Below are 17,372 nucleotides of genomic sequence, written 5' to 3' on the forward strand. Positions count from 1 at the left end.
TTAAAAACCTACGCCGAGCGCGACTGGTCGCCGGACAAGAGGCGCTGGTGCTGCTGACAGCGATTACTGATGCCATCGACAAACGCCGCCGGCTTGTCGACCCGGGTCACCGCGGCCCCGCAACGGGCTCCATCGGCCAGCTCCCCCTGACACGCCGGGCTATGATAGTGATCGCGCCACAGACGCAGCTGATCCTCGCTGACCTGGCAACGAGCCGCCACATAGCCGTCGCGGTTCTCCATAAAGGCGCCCACATCATCCACCGGCAGGGTCATGTGTCCCGCTCCCAGCTGGAAGGTCACAAAACTGATACCGCTGGTGTGCATCTTGTCCAGCAGGTTATGGCCACTGGCATTAAGAAGTTCCTGCTTGTCCCGCTGCAGCCGCCGGATTTCGTCCTGCAAACCAGCCACCTGGGTGCTTTGGTACATCAGCTCAATTTCCTTGCGTTGCAACTGCTCGCTGTACTCACGCTGCAAACGCTCCAGCTCCAGCTGCCGGGTGCTTTCAAGCTGACTTTTGAGGCTGGCCAAAGCGCTGGCGTCCACATTACTGGCGTTCTCGAGGCGCTGTTCAAAGTAGTCCCGCAGACTGCTGAGCTTCTCCTCCTGGTGACTGCGCTCTTCCGCTAACCTGGTCACCCGCTCCTGGCTCTCCTGCAACTGTTGCTGCAGCTGTAACGCCCTGGTCTGCTGTGCCTGCAGGCTACCGGTGTGCTGCTGGTTCAACTGGTCAAGCTGTTCCCGGTGATGTTCCTGCAAGGTAGCCACCCGCAGCCTGGCCTCTTTGATGGCCTGTGCCAGCTTCAGGCGTAAAGCCTGCTCACGAGGTGACTCCTTGGGCTGGGTCTGTGGCTTTTGGGGGGAGGTTCGGGGTTCGGCCTGCAGGGTCGGGACACCAGCCCCGCTTTCGAAGCTGAGGCCAAGGCGATTACGCTGCACCGCCTTTTTAATAAGCGCCAGATGATTACACTGGGCATCCATGCGCGGATCCCAGAGCTGCTGCTTGTGCCAGGCGATGGCGCACTGGCTACGACAGGCAAGGCGTATGGGCCCTGCCCCCATATCAGGCCCTTCGGGCGAGATGGCAGCCAGTTGCCCAATGGGCAGATTCCAGCGCCGGTCAGCCTGGCCATCCTGACCAAAATCGATCAGGAAAAAGACTGCAGCCGTCGCGGCCGGGCCCGGGCCAATTTTCACGTAAACCGCCCGAATACTGCGCCCGGCGTATTCCGGCATGGGAACAAAGCCGTCCAGTACGGCTTCGAACTCCTGATACAACATTTCCCGGGGCGAGCTATCGTCGTCAAACAGGTAAATCGCCTCAGCGTTTTCTGTATGTACCCGCATAATCTGTCGCTCTGATGTCTCTGAACCTGACCGTGATAATGGGCTCGTTAAGCGGATTATGCCGGCTTCATGCCCCCTGCCCGACGACGCACTGGTGTCCAGCACAGAAGTCTCCATTTCTGACGCATTATCCGTCGCGGACGACATTCTATCTGTGACGCTGTCAGCAAAAGAGTAGCAGCCCGGGGCCTCCATTGAGGCGAGGAGTGACCTGCTGGCCTGGCATAGGCCGGAAGCTCATGCACCAACACGGAGCGCAGGAGAGTGTTTGCTCATTCCTGGGGCATCAGGTCGGCGGATAAGGGAGTGATAAACAGGTGGGATATATGGCAGGGAGTGACCTGCAGTGCCAGATGCACGCAGATTTTCTCCCCGCAGGTTTGGGTTAAGCCGAAACGTCAAACTTCGCAGTAGTCATCAGACCAGGCGTCGTCCTCATACTCTTCGTATGCGTCGTCCAGCAACTCTTCCAGATAGTCTTGCATGATAATTACCCTATAAATATCGGTTGCACCACTTAGGACAGCTCATTTGACCGGCCAACACTGCAGGGAGTTCCGTTCCCTGGCTACATCGGCTTGCCGGTCACCCCGGGTCACCCCTCGCTGGGGCAGCTGTCTGCGCTTCTGGTTACCTTGCGCGTTCAGCTGGCCTACGAGCGGTTTTGACCCTCGAGAGTAAGTTAAGCAAAGTTCATGACAGAAAAATGAATGTGGTAGATATCAATTTGGAATAATCATATAGCGCAATAAAACCAAATCAGAAACGGGCCAGAGCCCGAAGAGCTGCTGCCAGTGTCTGTTGGTATTTTGTCAGCTTTGGCACACCGCCCTCTGCTTTGCCTCCCCGGCGATCGACCGCCGCAATTTGTCTGTCGAGTTTGCAACAATAGCCCCGATGACGCCGGGCAAGCCCTGTCAGCTTCACAACAAGACTGTTCACACCCTTCTCTAGCGATAATTATTTTATTATATATATCAATGAGTTATCCCCTTAAGCCAACCCTCTAACGGATGGCACACGACGTGCAATTCTCCTTTCAGGCACCAGGATTTTGGTGTAGCGCGGCAGGCCTGTGCACAGGCTGTACGTTGAATTGATGTGACCAGCGATAGGAATGTTAAAGAGGACTGACCATGGCGAAGATCGGACTATTTTTCGGTACTGATACCGGCAAGACACGTAAAGTGGCCAAGATGATCAAGAAGATGTTTGACGACGAGATCATGGCCAAGCCTGTAAACGTCAACAAGGCCACTGCCGAGGAGCTCAGCGCCTTTGACTTCCTTATTCTGGGTACCCCAACCCTGGGCGAAGGCCTCCTGCCCGGCCTCTCCGCCGATTGCGAAAGCGAAAGCTGGGAAGAGTTCCTGCCAGGAATCGACAGTGTCGACTTCACCGGCAAAACCGTGGCCATCTACGGTCTGGGCGACCAGGTGGGATACCCCGATGAGTTTGTGGACGCCATGATGGAGATTCACGAGTTCGTTTCCGAGCGCGGTGCCAAGGTGGTGGGCGCATGGCCCACTGACGGCTATGAGTTTGAACACTCCGAAGCCGTGGTCGATGGCAAGTTTGTCGGCCTGGCCCTGGACCTGGACAACCAGTCAGGCCTCACCGAAGAGCGCCTGGCCAAGTGGCTCGGCCAGATCGCCCCGGATTTCGGCCTGCCTCTCTAAGCAATACTGCAAGCCGGAGATTTCCGGCTTTTGTGCCGGATGCCCGTCTGACGGGTATCCGGCCTGCTGGCAGCCCCATTCCCGACAAACGCTTTTACCCGTATTCCTTCCCGGCGCTCCCCCCGCTTCTCGCGCTCGCAAACAGCAACTGCAGTACAGTACCCCGGCAACCCGGCTCGCCCCCTGCCCCACCATCCATCAGTGCAACAACCGCTATTGAATCTTTTCTGCCAGGGCAAGTGCGCCCGCGACCAAATGGTATAAAAACCGGACATAAAAAAGCCCCGCGCGTTACACAGGGCTTTTCAAAGAGCGCAGACAACAGGGTCAGAGCGAAGCAGCACTCTCCCGGGCATCCATTTCGGTTACGGGTTCGCGACTCTCAGGTTCGACTGCACTGCCATCACTGGCACCAAAGTGTTGGACCACTTCCAGGTGAGCCTCTTCACCCTCGCCTGCCACCACCACCTCACAGCTTTTGAGGCCGACAATGGTTGGCAACTCAAACATGATCTCACACAGTGTGGTCTCCATCAGCGCACGCAGTCCGCGAGCACCGGTACCACGCTGCACCGCCTGCTCCGCAATAAAGCGCACGGAGTCATCGGTAAAGTTCAGCTCCACATTCTGGTAGGAGAACAGCCGGCGATACTGCTTGGTAAGCGCGTTTTTCGGCTCCCGCAGAATCCGCTCCAGCGCCGGCACGTCCAGCTCCTGCAGGAAGGTGACAATAGGGAAGCGGCCGATGAATTCGGGGATCAGGCCGAAGCCCTGCAGGTCGTCCGGTTGCAGGGCTGCCAGCAACTCATTGTTGCTGAATTCACAATCCTTCTTCAGCGGTGCGTTAAAGCCGATTCCCGCCTGTGGCGGCTGCAGACGCTTGCTTACCAGCTCCATCAGCCCGGGGAAGGCACCACCGACAATGAACAGAATATTCTGGGTGTTGAGGGTCACCTCTTCACCGTGATCCCGCTGCCCGCCCTTGGGCACCCTTACTTCGGCGCCCTCAATCATTTTCAGCAGTGCCTGTTGCACACCTTCACCGGAGATATCACGCACGGCAGTGCCGCCGTCGCCGCGCTTGGCGAGCTTGTCGATCTCGTCGATATAGACAATGCCCCACTCGGCCTGCTGTACATTCCAGTCGGAGGCTTCCAGCAGTCGCTTGAGCAAGCTCTCCACATCCTGCCCCACATAACCCGCCTGGGTCAGGGAGGTGGCATCGCCGATAACAAACGGTACACCAATAATACGGGAGAGGGTCTTCACCAGCAGGGTTTTACCAGTACCGGAAGGCCCGGTCATAAGCACGTTGGACTTCTCCACCTCCACCACCTCGGTGTCGGGATTGGTGCTGAACGGCTGCTGCTCCCCGCTGTTGTGCAGCCGCAGGTAGTGATTGTAGAGCGCGACTGACAGTGTCTTCTTGGCATCGTCCTGGCCGATAATATACTCGTCCAGGTACTTCTTGATCACCCCCGGAGCTTTCAGGTCGGGCTGGGATATAACCGCCCGCCGCCCCCAGCTATTCACCACCTGATAGGCTAACTTTACGCAGTGCTCACAGATGTGGCCGTCGTTACCGGCTATCAGGGGAACACTAACTGACTTTTCAATACCGCAAAACGAGCAACGCAATACCGGGTTGGTCGTTGTTTCATCCACCTTATCGTTCATTCTGTTTCCTCCACAGCCTTTTCCGGAGTTGTTGCGGCAGCCTCGGCGGAGACCTGCCGTAACCGTTGCTGTACCCACTCCCGCGAGTGGCGGCGACATTGCTGCCCCTGCAGGCTTTCACGCAACTTGTCGGCTATCTCTTCGTAAGATGGCACGCCACCCGCCTGTACACTCTCGCAATAGAGCACATGCAAGCCGACCGGCGACTCCAGCACCTCACTCACCTGCCCTGGCTGCATGGCAAAAAACACCGTTTCCAGGCTCTGGTACAGGTCGCCAGCCTTGATGTTGCTCAGCTCACCTCCCTGCAGCGCCGTGGGGCATTCGGAATGCTTCATCGCCTGCTCGGCAAAACGCTCAGGATTCTTCGCTACCCGCTTTTGCACCAGGGCAATACGCTTCTTCGCGGCTTCCTCGGTGTTATCGGGGAATTCAGGATTGATGGTAATCAGGATATGGCGCCCGTTGCGGACTTCCGGACGGGTAAAGCGATCCACATTCATGTAGTAGAAGAGGCTGACCTCGGTTTCATCCACCACAGGCGCCCGCGATTCCACCTTCGCAATCACCGCTTCCACCCACAGTTCACGATGCAACGCTTCCCGCAAGCCGGCCACGCTGAGGTTGTTCTCCTCCAGCGCCTCTTCGAAGGCCTCTTCGCTCTCGTAACGTTCACAGATCTGCTGCAGGGCGATATCCACCTGCGAAGGGGGAACGATAATATCGCTGGCCTCGGGGCTGGAGAGTACCGCCTGTTCCAGCAGGTACTCCTTTGCGGCGATGGAGCTGACCTTCTTGCGCTGGCTTTCGTCCAGCTGCGACGGGGCCTTGTCGAACTGATCGGTGGCTATACGCAGCAAGCGGTAATTGACGCTTACTGGCAGTGCTGAGCTACTGTCAGACATAACTGCAATCTCCTCGACTAGCCGGTTGCTTCAATATCCGTGGCGGGGGTTTCGTCCGGCGGCGGCGCCTCCAGCGAACTCTCGGGAACCACCAGGGTTCGTTCGCCAAAGCGGGCGTGGTAAAGAATCCGGCCAGGCTCCCTCAGGACCCGCTGCACTTCACCCAGGTCGCCGACCTTTACAATCACTTCACCATTAATGGCCAATGACTTGGTCGCCACAACTTTTTCGCGAAATTCAAACAGGTTCTGGATCCATTCATCCTGGGCGTCGATAAGCTCCTCTTCACGGCAACCTACCGTCATGCCCGCATCCAGGAAGTGCACGCGATAGATGATCTGATCCTGCAGATAGGTGCCCACGTCGTAGACACACCCGACGGCGCCACGACGGATAAGCAATTCCCCCACTTCCATCCCCGGATAGGTACCGTCGTTGCGCACGTTGCGAATCAGGCGCACCTCGGAGCCGTATTCATACTTTGGCTGCATACCACTACCTCCGTATCAGAGACCTTCCAGCAGAGTGTCGGCGGAGACAAACGTGGTCTGGGGGCCCTGCATTTTGTAAATCTTCAGTACCGCTTCGGTCTTGGCGTCCGAGTTGACGAAATCCTGGTAGGCCTTTTCCAGCAACACCTTGTACGCGTCGTAGATGGCTTTGTCGTTGCCTTCATAGCCCTCCAGCATGTCGGCACTGTCAGCGAGATAATCGTGATAGCGCTGCATAATATGCAGGCGATTCACCAGCACCACGGTGGTATCGAAGGAGATCTCGAAAAAATTGAGAAAATCCTCAGCGGAACTCAACTCTTCCATGGCTTCTTCAAGGGTCAGGTCTTCATCAAACATGCTTGCCACCTCAAGGTTTCAGTCAGCCAGTACGGCAGTGTACTTAGGCTGTTGTTCGGATTTGTTTCTGAGCTCGGTAGGCCCTACCGCCAGCAGCAGGCTCTTAGCCCCGAGCCGGTCCTTATGATCCAGCTCAATCACCTTGTTGAGCATCTTTACGCCCAGCTCCACATTTTCCATGCGCAGCTGCAGGTAAGCCTGGGCCTTCAGCGCCAACAGGTAGAAGCGCACCATGGTGAAGGACTCCTGCACGCCGTTGGCGAGGTGGGCGAACTCGATCTCCTGCCAGCGCTCCGGGAAATGAATCATCGGTGCCACCACGGCCATTACCTCTTCAGCAATGGCCACCCCTTCGGGATAGCGGTGCTGGTAGTAGTAGAAGCGGTAAAGCGCCACCAGCACAGACAGGTTTTCCGGCTCCAGCGTGTAGGCTTCAAGCAACAGCGGTTCGGCGTTACCGTCGCCGTAGGCTTCTGCTGCAGCTTCAATCAGGCGCTCGGTCTCAACCCGCATGGGCTTGTCGAAATAGAGCAGTTGCGATTCAAAATCCTGTAAGTCCATCCCCTGAGTCCTTTGTTTTTATTGGTTGGCCGCCACTGCGGACTTGCAATCACTCTCACAAATTTCATTGTCCGGATCGCACTGGAAGTCCGCCTGCGCGGTCAACGCTTTTGCACCCAACGCCGCTTCCAGAGCATCTATACGTTCCATCAGGCAACCCATTACTTTGGAAACCGGGTCGGGGATCAGGTGGTGATCCAGGTCGATACCATAGGGGTTCACCTGCCCTGCTTCCCGCACCTTCACCACTTTGCCGGGTATACCGACCACGGTGCAGCCGTCCGGTACATCCTGCACCACCACCGAGTTGGCACCGACGCGGGCATTTTTGCCGATGGTGATGTTACCCAGCACCTTGGCACCCGCACCTACCAGTACCCCGTCATCCAGGGTCGGGTGGCGCTTGCCCTTGTTCCAGCTGGTGCCACCCAGGGTGACACCGTGGTAGAGGGTCACATCGTTGCCGACGATGGCGGTCTCACCGATCACCACACAGGCTCCATGATCGATAAAGAAGCGCTCGCCGATCCGGGCACCGGGATGAATATCCACGTTGCTGATAAAGCGGCCGATGGCAGAGAGCCAGCGGGCAGCGAGACGCCAGTTGTTTCTCCACAGGCGATGACTGACACGGTGAATGGTGACCGCGTGTACGCCGGGATAGGTGACGGCTACTTCAAAGCGTGTGCGGGCAGCGGGATCACGCTCAAACACACAGTTGATATCGCCGGTGATCTGTTGCCATAAACTCTTGTTTGCGGTTGCGCTGTTCATTGCGTTACCTGCTGCCGTGTCATCGGTGTAGCAAAAACGGCGGTTGAAATGGGGGGATCAGACAGCGTCCTCATGGCCTCATAGAGGGCCAGCAGTTCGCTGTCCGTTGGGCTGCGTTTTACCGTAGTGACCAACACCCGCACCTGGGACAGCAGCATGTGCAGCTCCCACTCGGTGGGTTCGAGGTTCAGCGCCTGATAGGCGGTACGCAGCATATGGGTGCCGGAGTGTTTGCCCAGCACCAGGCGGTGTGACTTGCCAAGCTCCAGCGGATCCAGAGCCTGGTAATTGCGCGCATCTTTGAGCAAACCATCCACATGGATGCCTGCCTCGTGGGTGAATACACCTTCACCAACAATGCTTTTTTGCCAGGCTACAGCACGACCGGAGGCATCTTCGACAATCCTGGAGAGCGTCGGCAAACCCTGTGAGTTAATACCGGTATCGACGTTATGCAGGTGCTTAAGGGCCAGCACACACTCTTCCAGCGGCGCGTTACCGGCGCGCTCCCCGAGGCCGTTGACGGTGGTATTGATGTGCGTGGCACCGGCGTGCACCGCCGCCAGGGTATTGGCGGTTGCCAGCCCAAAGTCATCGTGGGCATGCATCTCGAGTTCCAGATCCACCACCGCACTCAGCTGGCCGATAGTACGGAATACGGAGAAGGGTTCCATCACACCCAGGGTATCGGCAAAACGCAGTCGTTTGGCGCCGGCACGGGATGCTGCCTCGGCCACCCGCAACAGGAACTCCATATCGGCGCGACTGGCGTCCTCGCAGCCCACACACACCTCATAACCAAGGTTGTGGGCCTTGCGCACCAGCCGGTCGATCTCCGCCAGTACCCAGTGGCGATCGCGGCGCAGCTTGTGTTCGATCTGCTGATCGGACACGGACACCGACAAATCCACCATGGTTACCGGTATCCCATTGACTGCCTGCAGATCCTTGTCACTCATCCGGCACCAGGCCAGGGTCCTTACAGGCAACTGCAACTGGGTGATTGCACGCATCACATCACGCTCTTCATCACCCATGGCGGGAATACCAATCTCCAGTTCCGGCACACCCACGTCCGCCAGCGCACAGGCAATCTGCAACTTCTCCTCGGCACTGAACGCCACGCCGGCGCTCTGCTCACCGTCCCGCAGGGTGGTGTCGTCGATTACAACTGCTGGTTGCTGCTTGCTCATCAGACGTTTCTCTTTACGGTATGCGCTTCACTCAGTGATCAGCGGGCTGTTAGGTTCCGTCAGGTTCAAACCGGGGCCGGAGCAGCGCTGAGCACCTGCTCCGGCTGAACCAGGCCTCAGGCGTAGACCGGAGCAAAGGCCTGCTCGGGGTTTTCCACCGGACCGGACTCGCCCCAGTAAGGCGACAGCTTGCGCAGTTTGGCCACAATCGGTGGTACCGCCTCAATCACACGCTCCACCTCTTCCATAGTGTTGTAACGGGAAAGAGAGAAACGCACGGTGCCGTGAGCGGCGGTATAGGGAATACCCATAGCCTTCATCACGTGCGACGGTTCCAGCGAGCCCGAGGTACAGGCTGAACCGCTGGACGCCGCAATACCCATCTTGTTCATCAACAACAGGATGGCTTCACCTTCGATGTACTCGAAGGCAATGTTGGCGGTATTGGGCAGGCGGTTATCCGGATTGCCGGTAACAAAGGCGTTGGGAACTGCTGCAAGAATGCCTTCCTGCAGACGATCACGCATGGCCTTTACCACAGTGTTTTCGTGCTCCATGTTCTGCAGCGCCAGTTCAGCTGCCACTCCCAGACCGACAATGCTGGCGACGTTCTCGGTACCGGCACGACGACCGCGCTCCTGGTGACCACCACGCAGCAGCGGACGGAAGCGCACGCCGCGCTTCAGGTAGAGCACGCCCACGCCCTTGGGGGCGTGCAGTTTGTGACCGGAAATAGAGAGCATGTGAATGGCGCTGTTCTCCAGGTCTATAGGCAGCTTGCCCACAGCCTGTACCGCGTCGGTGTGGAACACCACACCAGCTTCGTCAGCCAGCTCCGCCATCTCTTCCACCGGGAAGATGGTGCCGGTCTCGTTGTTGGCCCACATCACACTGACGATGGCCACGTTGTCGCTCAGCAGCGATTTGTACTCGTCCATGTCCAGATTGCCCTTACCGTCCACCTTGAGCTTGTGGATGGTGTAGCCTTCAGTCTCCAGGTACTCGCACAGGTTCAGTACCGCAGGGTGTTCCACCACAGTGGTAATGATCTCGGTGCGATTGGGCTGGGCCTTGAGGGCCGACATGATGGCGGTGGAGTCTGACTCGGAACCGCAGGAGGTGAAGATGATCTCTGAATCGTGCTCGGCACCGATCAGCTTCTGCACGCTTTTGCGGGCATTTTTCAGTGCCAGTCCCACCTTGTTACCAAAGCTGTGGAGGGAAGACGGGTTGCCGAACTGCTCGGTGAAAAATGGCAGCATCGCCTCCACCACCAGTGGGTCACATTTGGTCGTGGCATTGTTGTCGAGATAGATATCATTCATGAGACACCTCCGGTTACGCTGACGCGGTTGCTTGCTTCTGGGCCAGCTGCGCGGCGTACTGAGCCTTGTCAACCGGAATGATCTTCACGAACTCACCCAGGGCTTCGATCATCTTCTGCTGGATGCCGCCAACGGTCATGGCCGCCATCTGACAGCCACTGCAGGCGCCGACCAGGCTCACGTAAATGTTCTTGCCGTCGATATCCAGCAACTCGCAATCGCCGCGATCGGCCTGCAGGTTGGGACGAACCTTCTCGATCACTTCCTCGATTTTCTTGTAACGCTGGAAGGCGCTCATACCACCGGCAGCAGGGGCAGCAGCGGGCTCAGGAGTTTCCAGGGTGACCAGAGGTTGTGCCGCAGGCTTGGCCTTCTTCTTCTGGATGGCGCCGGGCATAAAGGTCTCACCACGGGCCTGCATCTCTTCCATGAGGATATTCTCGATACCTTCGTGGCAGGAGGAACAACCGCCGCCGGCCTTGGTGTAGTTGGTCACATCCTGTACAGAGCTGAGATTGTTCTCACGGATGGTGTCGCGGATCATGACTTCGTCGATGGCAAAGCACTTACAGACCAGCGCGCCCTCTTCGTGATCGTCCACCCACTCTTCACCGCGGTAGTTGGCCACTGCAGCCTGCAGGGCTTCACGACCCATGACGGAGCAGTGCATCTTCTCGGGAGGCAGGCCGTCGAGGAAATCAGCGATATCCTGGTTGCTGATCTTCAGCGCTTCGTCGAGGGTTTTGCCTTTCACCATTTCGGTGAGGGCGGAAGATGAGGCGATGGCGGAGCCGCAGCCAAAGGTCTGGAAGCCGGCATCGAGAATGATCTCGGTCTCTGGTTCCACTTTCAGGGTCAGACGCAGGGCGTCACCACAACTGATGGAGCCCACATCGCCCACTGCGTTGGCCTCTTCAATTGCGCCGGCATTTTTGGGGTTGTAGAAATGCTCTTTTACCGTTTCAGAATAATCCCACATGGCTATTTATCTCCTGCCGTGATTCTGAGGCTATCACTCAGATATTTAGGTTGGCTTAGCAAGCGAATGATTTACCGCAGCCGCAGCTGCCGGTGGCGTTAGGGTTTTCGAACTTGAAGCCCGAACCTTCCAGCCCATCCAGGAAATCAACAGTGACCCCGTCGAGCATCTCCACACTTTGTGGATCCACCAGAACTTTGACGCCGGAAAAGTCCATCACCGAGTCATCTTCGGCTGCAGCTTCTTCGAGCCGCATGCCGTACTGCAGGCCGGAACAACCGCCCCCTTCAACTTTTATCCTCAAACCAGCTATGGGCTTACCGGCAGAATCGATAAAACGCTGCACGGCACTCACGGCGTTGTTGGTTAATGTCAGCATGGGTGTGACTCCGTTGAGGTTGATTCGATACTTGCTTTGCAAGCTTTTCAAAGGAGGGAGGTGCAACGCCTGTGCCACTGACCAAAAGCATTTTTATTTGTTATTTTTCAATAGGTTGGAATTTACGGTGTCGCGTGAGGCGGGGTTTATGGTTGTCTTGAAACGGAGGGTTTGTCGCAGATACGACAATTGTTACAGGCGCCGGCAGCGAAAGCCTGTGTCAGTATTCACACAACAATTCAAACAACCCGGGGAAGACGCTGCTGGCAGGCTGTCAGCAGCAAAAGGATATGGCGAACCGGGCAATGCCGGCCCCTTCAACGAAAGTGGCCAGGCAATGAACGCTGCGGCCGCAGGTCCGGGACAGCGCCGCCTTGCACTGGCCTGTATCGGCCTGTCGCAACACAGGCTTCCCCCCGGCATGTAGCCGGGGCAAGACCCACTATTACGATGGGTGCCAATCTCGGGTAAAATGCCGCCCTGCCCCGCTGCGGGCCTGAAAATCCCTTAAATCACAGGATCACCATGGAACGCTTGCTCGAAAAACTGATGTACTCCTCCCGCTGGCTGATGGCCCCCATTTACCTGGGCATGAGCCTGATCCTGGTGGCGCTGGGCATCAAATTCTTTCAGGAAATCTTCCACATCTTCCCGATCATCCTTGAAATGAAAGAGGTGGATCTGGTACTCGTAACCCTGTCATTGATTGACCTTACCCTGGTCGGCGGGTTGATTGTGATGGTGATGTTCTCCGGCTATGAGAACTTTGTGTCGCGGCTGGATGTAGACGAAGGCGAGGAAAAACTGGGCTGGCTGGGCAAGCTGGATGCCGGCTCACTCAAGAACAAGGTGGCGGCCTCCATTGTGGCAATCTCCTCCATCCACCTGCTGAAGATATTTATGAATACCGAGAATACCGACGACAACAAGATTATGTGGTACCTGCTGATCCACATCACTTTTGTTATCTCGGCGTTCGCCATGGGTTACCTGGATAAACTGACCCGCAAGTGATTGCGGCACCGGGCCGGTTCGGGCCTGGGGAACGGTAGTCAGGCCAGAGGCAGGACGCGGTAACCTACCGCATTACCAAAAATCAGGGTGCCCCCCGCTTCTGCCACTATGTCAAACAGTAGCCCGGGGGCATGCACCTGCACGGGCGCCAGGTAATCCACCCCGAAATTGCGCCACTCCGCCACACAAGGCAGGGTCGGCCCCATCAGCACCGTTGTAGCATTGGCGCTCCACTGCAGCAGACGCGCCAGTGTGCCATTGGCCAAGGCACTGGCGGTAATAAACACCCAATCCGCCTCAGGCAACAGAGTCCCGGCAGCCTCTTCCGGATGATCCCCGGGCCCCGGTCGCTTCTCGATACAGTCAAAACTGAACTGCTCCCGGAAGCTGTCCAGCTGGGGGTAGCGCCCGATAATGGCCACTTTCTTACCCGCCAGTTGTGGCGCGAAGTGAGAGAACACCGCCAGATGCGGCTGCCCCGGCATCAACAGCTCTGTTGCGCTTTGCAGCAAGCTATTATGCGGGCCATTGAGGATGGCATTGCAGGTAGCAATACCAACAGTCACCGACGCAGAGTCATCCATGGTCAGCCAGCCAGCCAACTCACTGGCATGACGGCCCCGCAGGCTGCCGGCCCAGGGAATATGACGGGGAATGGCCACCGGGCTGAAGCAGAGTCCCTGGCTGCAGCTGCCATCGCCCCAACCCAACTCAACCACCGTCCAGTTAATCCCCATCAACACCCGGGTAATGTGGGCATCGCCCGCCTGCTCCATGGCTTTGCTCTGCAACATGGCGTGGATAGCGATGTTATTCATGCAGTGCGGTAGACCCCGTGAATGGTGGATCGGATACTGGCCTGCGCGGTACCGTCTGTCAGTCCTGCAGGGCCGGCAACAGCCGCGGTTCGGTTTTTACCGCTTCGGCACTGCCCCAGGCCGTCACCGCCTCAATAAACCACTGCGACTTGGTGGGATGGGCGGCCAGCACGTCATACTCGGCGTAAATCTGACCAGCACCGTGAATCAGCAGGTAACCCAACAGTGCGCCGCTGGGGGTACGCCACTCGGCGAACAGGGAATCAGTGCCCTCGTAACTGTCACGACGTAGCTCCGGATTCACCAGCGGCTCGTCAATGGCACCGGCCTTGTCATCAAAGCCGAGTTTACTGAGAGCTGCCTGCAAACCGGTGCGTAGCGCGGCGATTGCACCCTGCTCCGCTGCCAGGCGCTCCTGCAAACGCTCCTGATAGGTTGGTTTCAAGCTCACGTTATCGCTCCCCGGGCTTACCATACGGCATCCGGTGCAACTTTTGCAGCCAAAGGCTGGCCATTGACAAAATGACTGTCGACAATGCTGTCCAGGTCATCCGCCATCACGCCCTTGTAGAGCACCTCACCGGGAAACACCAACATGTTGGCTCCCACACTGCAGGGCCCCAGGCACGCGGTCGGTACGATGGAAACCTTCTGGTGCATGTTGCGAGCCATCAGGCTCTGGGACAGGCGCGGGATCAGGCCCGCTGCGCCGCGCTCACCGCAGCTGCCACGGGGATGGCCCTGCGGGCGTTGCTGTGAGCAGACAAAGACGTAGTACTCTGGTTTGGCCATGATCGCTTACCCCGCCAAGGCTTCGTGGGTGTGGCACTGCTTGGGACAGACCCGGGAACAGGACATGCAACCGATACAATCCATGGCGTCCTTGATAACCATGACCATCATCTCGTCATCGTCATCGTAAAAGTCATCGTCGTCATCCATCATCTCGCCACGCTCCACCAGCTCGAATACGCTGCGTGGACAGACCTTGTAGCAGCGGCCGCAGCCAATGCACTTGCTGGCGTCCAGCTCGGTGACGAATTCGGGCGTCCAATCAGCGCCGCCGCGGGTACGGCCGACGATCACGGCATCGTTCATGTCCTGTCTCCTGTTTGCTCCGGTTGGCTCACGACGAGCCATAATTTCTGTTGTAGGCCTGGCTTATCACGGTGCGGTTAACCACTTGTTTGCGTGGCTCTTTCCGTGACTGATTGCAAGCCATATGCCATCCGACAAAAATACGACAATACCTGAAATATCAGAGGGTTAGAAACCAGCGTGGACTGTCGCTCTTGTCGCAAAAAGCACCCCGACCGATACTTGTCGCAGGTGCGACAATGCACCCGGCACAAGACGCGACGGGAAAGCACCAAAATGACAGGCGTTACCAGCTGCAGGAATCAGAGATAGGGCAGGAACAGCCAGCAGGCGGCGTCGCGGATGCGGGCCGGCAAGGGTCGACTGACAATTTCCCGCAGCGTGACCTGGCGGGAAGCGTGGAGGATCTCATCGCCATAGGCCTGCAGCGGCGCAACCGCGCTGGCACCGTGAATCTCCACATTGAGCTCAAAGTTGAGTCGTAAACTGCGGGCATCAATATTGGCTGAACCCACCTGGGCGTAGTGCCCGTCAATCAATAGCAGCTTGGTGTGAGCGAATGGCGGAGGCTGATAGCGGACGCGCACGCCGTACTGCAACAACTCCCACAATAAGTTGCGCGAAGCCCAATCCACCATCCGCAGATTACTCTTCTCCGGCAATATCACGGTCACCGCCACACCCCGTAACGCCGCCGCCTGCAGGCTGCCAATCAGCTCACGCGAGGGAAGGAAATAGGGAGTGATCAGAGTCAGCTGTTCCCGCGCCGCCGAGATAGTGCCCATCAGCACCAGGGCAATGCGGTCCAGATCCTCTCCCGGCCCGTCACTGATGCAACGGCAACAAACGCTCTCATCACTGGTACCTGCATGCCACGCTTCTTGCACCGTCTCTTGCAGCGATACTTGTTGCGGCACTTGCGGTGGCAACAGGAGGTCCAACGGGCGACCGCTGGCGAACTGCCAGTCGCTGCGAAACACCTGCTGCAGCTGCTGCACAACACTGCCACGCATGGCAAAGTGAAGATCACTGGTGCGATGCGCCGACTCGCTCTCCAGCAGGTGGCGCACACCAATATTCATCCCCCCGGTAAACGCCTGCTCACCATCCACCACCAGGATCTTGCGGTGATTGCGTAAATTGATGGAAAACGACGGAGGCAACAACCGGGGTGGCAAAAAACGCTCCACGGCAACGCCGGCACGGCGCAGGTGCCTCACCACCACCCCGGGCCAGGAGTACCATTCGCCAACGCCGTCCAGCAGTACATACACCTTCACACCCCGGGCCTGAGCCTGCTTCAGGGCTGCCACAAACTGCCGCCCCACTGCATCCCACTGAAACAGGTAAGTGATCAACAGTACGTAGTGTTCGGCACCGGCAATAGCGGCCAACATGGCAGGATAGGCCTGCTCACCATTACGCAGCATGGTGATGCGATTGCCTTCACAGAGGGGAAAGGTGGAGACGTGATCGGCTACGGCGACGAACAGCTGCCGGTCATCATCGTCCAGCTGCAGGCTCGGTGTCGGTCGATGGACCAGCGAGCCACGCTCATAACCCACACGGAACCGAAAACGCCGCCCACCACTGAGACGATGCGCCTGGGTCTGCACCCGGTTGATTCCGAAGGTGTAGTAGAGCAGCGAACCCGCAAGGGGAAAGAACAGGCACATGGACACCCAACCCAGCGCAGCACGTGGGTCACGCTTATAGAGCAAGGCGTGCACAGTCGCCATCAGGGCGAGAATGAGGTGGAGTGCGGCAACCAGCCACTCCCAGGGCAGGCTGCCCAGCAACTGCCCCATCTCAGCGGTGATACGATTGAGATAACTGTCCAATAATACCTGCTCTGCCGACCTCAGGCCGCCCCACCCCCCCTGCTCAGTGGCAGGTAACAAGGTTGCAGCTCTTCAGTCAGTCCCGGTTACGCTTACCGGCAGAGACTAGCACAGTACTGGCACACAGGCACAAACCGGCACTGCTTGCGCAGTGCCGGTTTGTAAGCCTCAACGAGGATACCCTGTTGCTATCAGATAGCCTTTGCCATCAGGTAGCCTTTGTCATCAGGTAACGGAGCGATACTCGGAGTCGGCGACAGCCCACTCCTCACAGGCAGCAACGGTTCTCTCAGCCAGCGCCACCAGCTCCTTGTAATCAGTCAAAAGACGATCTTCCACCAGGTCGTGTACCTGTGAAGCGAAGTCCATGGCAATACGCTTCTTGCCCGCCACTTCTTTCTTCATGGTTTTCAGTTCGTCGTCAGTCATGGTGTTCTCTCCGTACTCTCTCCGTTACTTACAGTTCTGCGACTTCGCGATGCGCCTTGATCAGGTCAACCGCCTGGCCAACAATTTTCTCCATATCCGCCACCATGTCCGGCAGGGAGTCAAAACCAAAACGATGCACATCACGCAGGGTTTTGTTTACAGCCACCAGGCGCCCCACCAGGATCAGCGCTTTGCCAAATCCTTCGTGCGACAGATTGACGAATGGCACTGCCATCAACTCACACTCGCGCTCAATACCGGCGGCAATGCTGTTGTAGTAGGCCTTGAGGCGTGAAATCACGATCTCGTCGGGATCGCCCACGACCGGGATCTCACGACGGCGCTCCTTGGTGAGGATCATGGGATCAAGCACCTTGTAGTCAGGCCAGGTATCGTAGGTGCCGTAGCTGTCCAGCGCGCGCAACTGCGTGACCACCTGACGGACGATGGGGTGCTCCATCAGCGCTTCGTTTTCTGTTAGTACCAAATCGTTCATAAGA

Annotated in this window: 20 protein-coding genes; 2 read left to right on the forward strand and 18 right to left on the reverse strand. The window is 57.7% G+C overall.

Annotated features, from left to right (window positions below; genetic code table 11):
- Positions 1-8 precede the first annotated feature (8 nt).
- Positions 9-1,349 (reverse strand): hypothetical protein, encoded by a 1,341-nt coding sequence (locus GSF27_RS03770; RefSeq protein ID WP_160965848.1) that lies wholly within the window; start codon positions 1,347-1,349, stop codon positions 9-11.
- Between the two features lie 1,136 nt (positions 1,350-2,485).
- Here GSF27_RS03770 and GSF27_RS03775 point away from each other — a divergent pair.
- Positions 2,486-3,028, forward strand: a complete 543-nt coding sequence (locus GSF27_RS03775) for a flavodoxin (RefSeq protein ID WP_160965850.1) — start codon at positions 2,486-2,488, stop codon at positions 3,026-3,028.
- Positions 3,029-3,355: 327 nt separating this feature from the next.
- On the opposite strand, the gene clpX is transcribed toward GSF27_RS03775, so the two are convergent.
- From clpX to GSF27_RS03825, 10 genes are all read right to left on the reverse strand, one after another.
- The gene (gene clpX, locus GSF27_RS03780) at positions 3,356-4,705 is read right to left on the reverse strand and encodes an ATP-dependent Clp protease ATP-binding subunit ClpX (protein ID WP_160965852.1); all 1,350 of its coding nucleotides are present in this window, start codon (positions 4,703-4,705) and stop codon (positions 3,356-3,358) included.
- Positions 4,702-5,610: a nitrogen fixation protein NifM gene (gene nifM, locus GSF27_RS03785; RefSeq protein ID WP_160965854.1), complete on the reverse strand. Its 909-nt coding sequence runs from the start codon at positions 5,608-5,610 to the stop codon at positions 4,702-4,704. The genes clpX and nifM overlap by 4 nt, the downstream gene beginning before the upstream one ends.
- Before the next feature lie 17 nt (positions 5,611-5,627).
- The gene (locus GSF27_RS03790) at positions 5,628-6,101 is read right to left on the reverse strand and encodes a nitrogen fixation protein NifZ (RefSeq protein WP_160965856.1); all 474 of its coding nucleotides are present in this window, start codon (positions 6,099-6,101) and stop codon (positions 5,628-5,630) included.
- Between the two features lie 15 nt (positions 6,102-6,116).
- Positions 6,117-6,461 carry a nitrogenase-stabilizing/protective protein NifW gene (gene nifW, locus GSF27_RS03795; RefSeq protein ID WP_160965858.1) on the reverse strand — a complete coding sequence of 115 codons (345 nt, stop codon included), beginning with the start codon at positions 6,459-6,461 and terminating at the stop codon, positions 6,117-6,119.
- An 18-nt stretch (positions 6,462-6,479) separates the two neighbouring features.
- Positions 6,480-7,022: a hypothetical protein gene (locus GSF27_RS03800; protein WP_202410255.1), complete on the reverse strand. Its 543-nt coding sequence runs from the start codon at positions 7,020-7,022 to the stop codon at positions 6,480-6,482.
- An 18-nt stretch (positions 7,023-7,040) separates the two neighbouring features.
- Positions 7,041-7,796: a serine O-acetyltransferase gene (gene cysE / locus GSF27_RS03805; protein ID WP_160965860.1), complete on the reverse strand. Its 756-nt coding sequence runs from the start codon at positions 7,794-7,796 to the stop codon at positions 7,041-7,043.
- Positions 7,793-8,989, reverse strand: a complete 1,197-nt coding sequence (gene nifV, locus GSF27_RS03810; protein ID WP_160965862.1) for a homocitrate synthase — start codon at positions 8,987-8,989, stop codon at positions 7,793-7,795. Before nifV ends, cysE begins: the two co-directional genes overlap by 4 nt.
- A gap of 116 nt (positions 8,990-9,105) precedes the next feature.
- Positions 9,106-10,314, reverse strand: coding sequence for a cysteine desulfurase NifS (gene nifS / locus GSF27_RS03815; RefSeq protein WP_160965864.1), 1,209 nt, complete (start codon positions 10,312-10,314; stop codon positions 9,106-9,108).
- A gap of 13 nt (positions 10,315-10,327) precedes the next feature.
- On the reverse strand, positions 10,328-11,293 hold the full coding sequence (gene nifU, locus GSF27_RS03820; RefSeq protein ID WP_160965866.1) for a Fe-S cluster assembly protein NifU: 966 nt from the start codon (positions 11,291-11,293) through the stop codon (positions 10,328-10,330).
- A 55-nt stretch (positions 11,294-11,348) separates the two neighbouring features.
- Complete coding sequence (locus GSF27_RS03825) at positions 11,349-11,672, reverse strand: iron-sulfur cluster assembly accessory protein (RefSeq protein ID WP_160965868.1); 324 nt, start codon at positions 11,670-11,672, stop codon at positions 11,349-11,351.
- A 525-nt stretch (positions 11,673-12,197) separates the two neighbouring features.
- Between GSF27_RS03825 and GSF27_RS03830 the strand changes: the two genes are divergently transcribed.
- Positions 12,198-12,686: a TIGR00645 family protein gene (locus tag GSF27_RS03830; protein ID WP_160965870.1), complete on the forward strand. Its 489-nt coding sequence runs from the start codon at positions 12,198-12,200 to the stop codon at positions 12,684-12,686.
- A gap of 38 nt (positions 12,687-12,724) precedes the next feature.
- Here the strand turns inward: GSF27_RS03830 and GSF27_RS03835 are convergent, their stop codons facing one another.
- The 7 genes from GSF27_RS03835 to GSF27_RS03865 all read right to left on the reverse strand — a co-directional run bounded on the left by GSF27_RS03835 (position 12,725) and on the right by GSF27_RS03865 (position 17,368).
- A complete protein-coding gene (locus GSF27_RS03835) occupies positions 12,725-13,504 on the reverse strand; it encodes a DUF364 domain-containing protein (RefSeq protein ID WP_160965872.1) in 780 nt (259 codons plus the stop codon).
- A 58-nt stretch (positions 13,505-13,562) separates the two neighbouring features.
- Positions 13,563-13,955, reverse strand: coding sequence for a hypothetical protein (locus GSF27_RS03840; protein ID WP_160965874.1), 393 nt, complete (start codon positions 13,953-13,955; stop codon positions 13,563-13,565).
- A gap of 17 nt (positions 13,956-13,972) precedes the next feature.
- Positions 13,973-14,296 carry a ferredoxin gene (locus tag GSF27_RS03845; protein ID WP_160965876.1) on the reverse strand — a complete coding sequence of 108 codons (324 nt, stop codon included), beginning with the start codon at positions 14,294-14,296 and terminating at the stop codon, positions 13,973-13,975.
- Positions 14,297-14,302: 6 nt separating this feature from the next.
- Positions 14,303-14,602, reverse strand: coding sequence for a ferredoxin III, nif-specific (fdxB, locus tag GSF27_RS03850; RefSeq protein ID WP_160965878.1), 300 nt, complete (start codon positions 14,600-14,602; stop codon positions 14,303-14,305).
- A 302-nt stretch (positions 14,603-14,904) separates the two neighbouring features.
- Positions 14,905-16,443, reverse strand: coding sequence for a phospholipase D-like domain-containing protein (locus GSF27_RS03855; protein WP_202410256.1), 1,539 nt, complete (start codon positions 16,441-16,443; stop codon positions 14,905-14,907).
- Between the two features lie 225 nt (positions 16,444-16,668).
- Positions 16,669-16,872, reverse strand: coding sequence for a CCE_0567 family metalloprotein (locus GSF27_RS03860; RefSeq protein ID WP_160965880.1), 204 nt, complete (start codon positions 16,870-16,872; stop codon positions 16,669-16,671).
- Positions 16,873-16,900: 28 nt separating this feature from the next.
- Positions 16,901-17,368: a NifX-associated nitrogen fixation protein gene (locus GSF27_RS03865; RefSeq protein ID WP_160965882.1), complete on the reverse strand. Its 468-nt coding sequence runs from the start codon at positions 17,366-17,368 to the stop codon at positions 16,901-16,903.
- Positions 17,369-17,372: the final 4 nt, after the last annotated feature.

Origin of the sequence: Pseudomaricurvus sp. HS19 (assembly GCF_009857815.1) — a bacterium.
In the GTDB taxonomy this organism is placed as follows: Bacteria; Pseudomonadota; Gammaproteobacteria; order Pseudomonadales; family Cellvibrionaceae; genus Pseudomaricurvus.

What these genes read in the sequence shown, in the direction of transcription:
- GSF27_RS03825 (WP_160965868.1), bottom strand. Translation starts at nt 11,672, where the DNA reads ATGCTGACATTAACCAACAACGCCGTGAGTGCCGTGCAGCGTTTTATC.
- cysE (WP_160965860.1), bottom strand. Translation starts at nt 7,796, where the DNA reads ATGAACAGCGCAACCGCAAACAAGAGTTTATGGCAACAGATCACCGGC.
- nifU (WP_160965866.1), bottom strand. Translation starts at nt 11,293, where the DNA reads ATGTGGGATTATTCTGAAACGGTAAAAGAGCATTTCTACAACCCCAAA.
- GSF27_RS03775 (WP_160965850.1), top strand. Translation starts at nt 2,486, where the DNA reads ATGGCGAAGATCGGACTATTTTTCGGTACTGATACCGGCAAGACACGT.
- nifM (WP_160965854.1), bottom strand. Translation starts at nt 5,610, where the DNA reads ATGTCTGACAGTAGCTCAGCACTGCCAGTAAGCGTCAATTACCGCTTG.
- fdxB (WP_160965878.1), bottom strand. Translation starts at nt 14,602, where the DNA reads ATGAACGATGCCGTGATCGTCGGCCGTACCCGCGGCGGCGCTGATTGG.
- GSF27_RS03800 (WP_202410255.1), bottom strand. Translation starts at nt 7,022, where the DNA reads ATGGACTTACAGGATTTTGAATCGCAACTGCTCTATTTCGACAAGCCC.
- nifW (WP_160965858.1), bottom strand. Translation starts at nt 6,461, where the DNA reads ATGTTTGATGAAGACCTGACCCTTGAAGAAGCCATGGAAGAGTTGAGT.
- nifS (WP_160965864.1), bottom strand. Translation starts at nt 10,314, where the DNA reads ATGAATGATATCTATCTCGACAACAATGCCACGACCAAATGTGACCCA.
- GSF27_RS03845 (WP_160965876.1), bottom strand. Translation starts at nt 14,296, where the DNA reads ATGGCCAAACCAGAGTACTACGTCTTTGTCTGCTCACAGCAACGCCCG.
- clpX (WP_160965852.1), bottom strand. Translation starts at nt 4,705, where the DNA reads ATGAACGATAAGGTGGATGAAACAACGACCAACCCGGTATTGCGTTGC.
- GSF27_RS03790 (WP_160965856.1), bottom strand. Translation starts at nt 6,101, where the DNA reads ATGCAGCCAAAGTATGAATACGGCTCCGAGGTGCGCCTGATTCGCAAC.
- GSF27_RS03770 (WP_160965848.1), bottom strand. Translation starts at nt 1,349, where the DNA reads ATGCGGGTACATACAGAAAACGCTGAGGCGATTTACCTGTTTGACGAC.
- GSF27_RS03860 (WP_160965880.1), bottom strand. Translation starts at nt 16,872, where the DNA reads ATGACTGACGACGAACTGAAAACCATGAAGAAAGAAGTGGCGGGCAAG.
- GSF27_RS03830 (WP_160965870.1), top strand. Translation starts at nt 12,198, where the DNA reads ATGGAACGCTTGCTCGAAAAACTGATGTACTCCTCCCGCTGGCTGATG.
- GSF27_RS03835 (WP_160965872.1), bottom strand. Translation starts at nt 13,504, where the DNA reads ATGAATAACATCGCTATCCACGCCATGTTGCAGAGCAAAGCCATGGAG.
- GSF27_RS03865 (WP_160965882.1), bottom strand. Translation starts at nt 17,368, where the DNA reads ATGAACGATTTGGTACTAACAGAAAACGAAGCGCTGATGGAGCACCCC.
- nifV (WP_160965862.1), bottom strand. Translation starts at nt 8,989, where the DNA reads ATGAGCAAGCAGCAACCAGCAGTTGTAATCGACGACACCACCCTGCGG.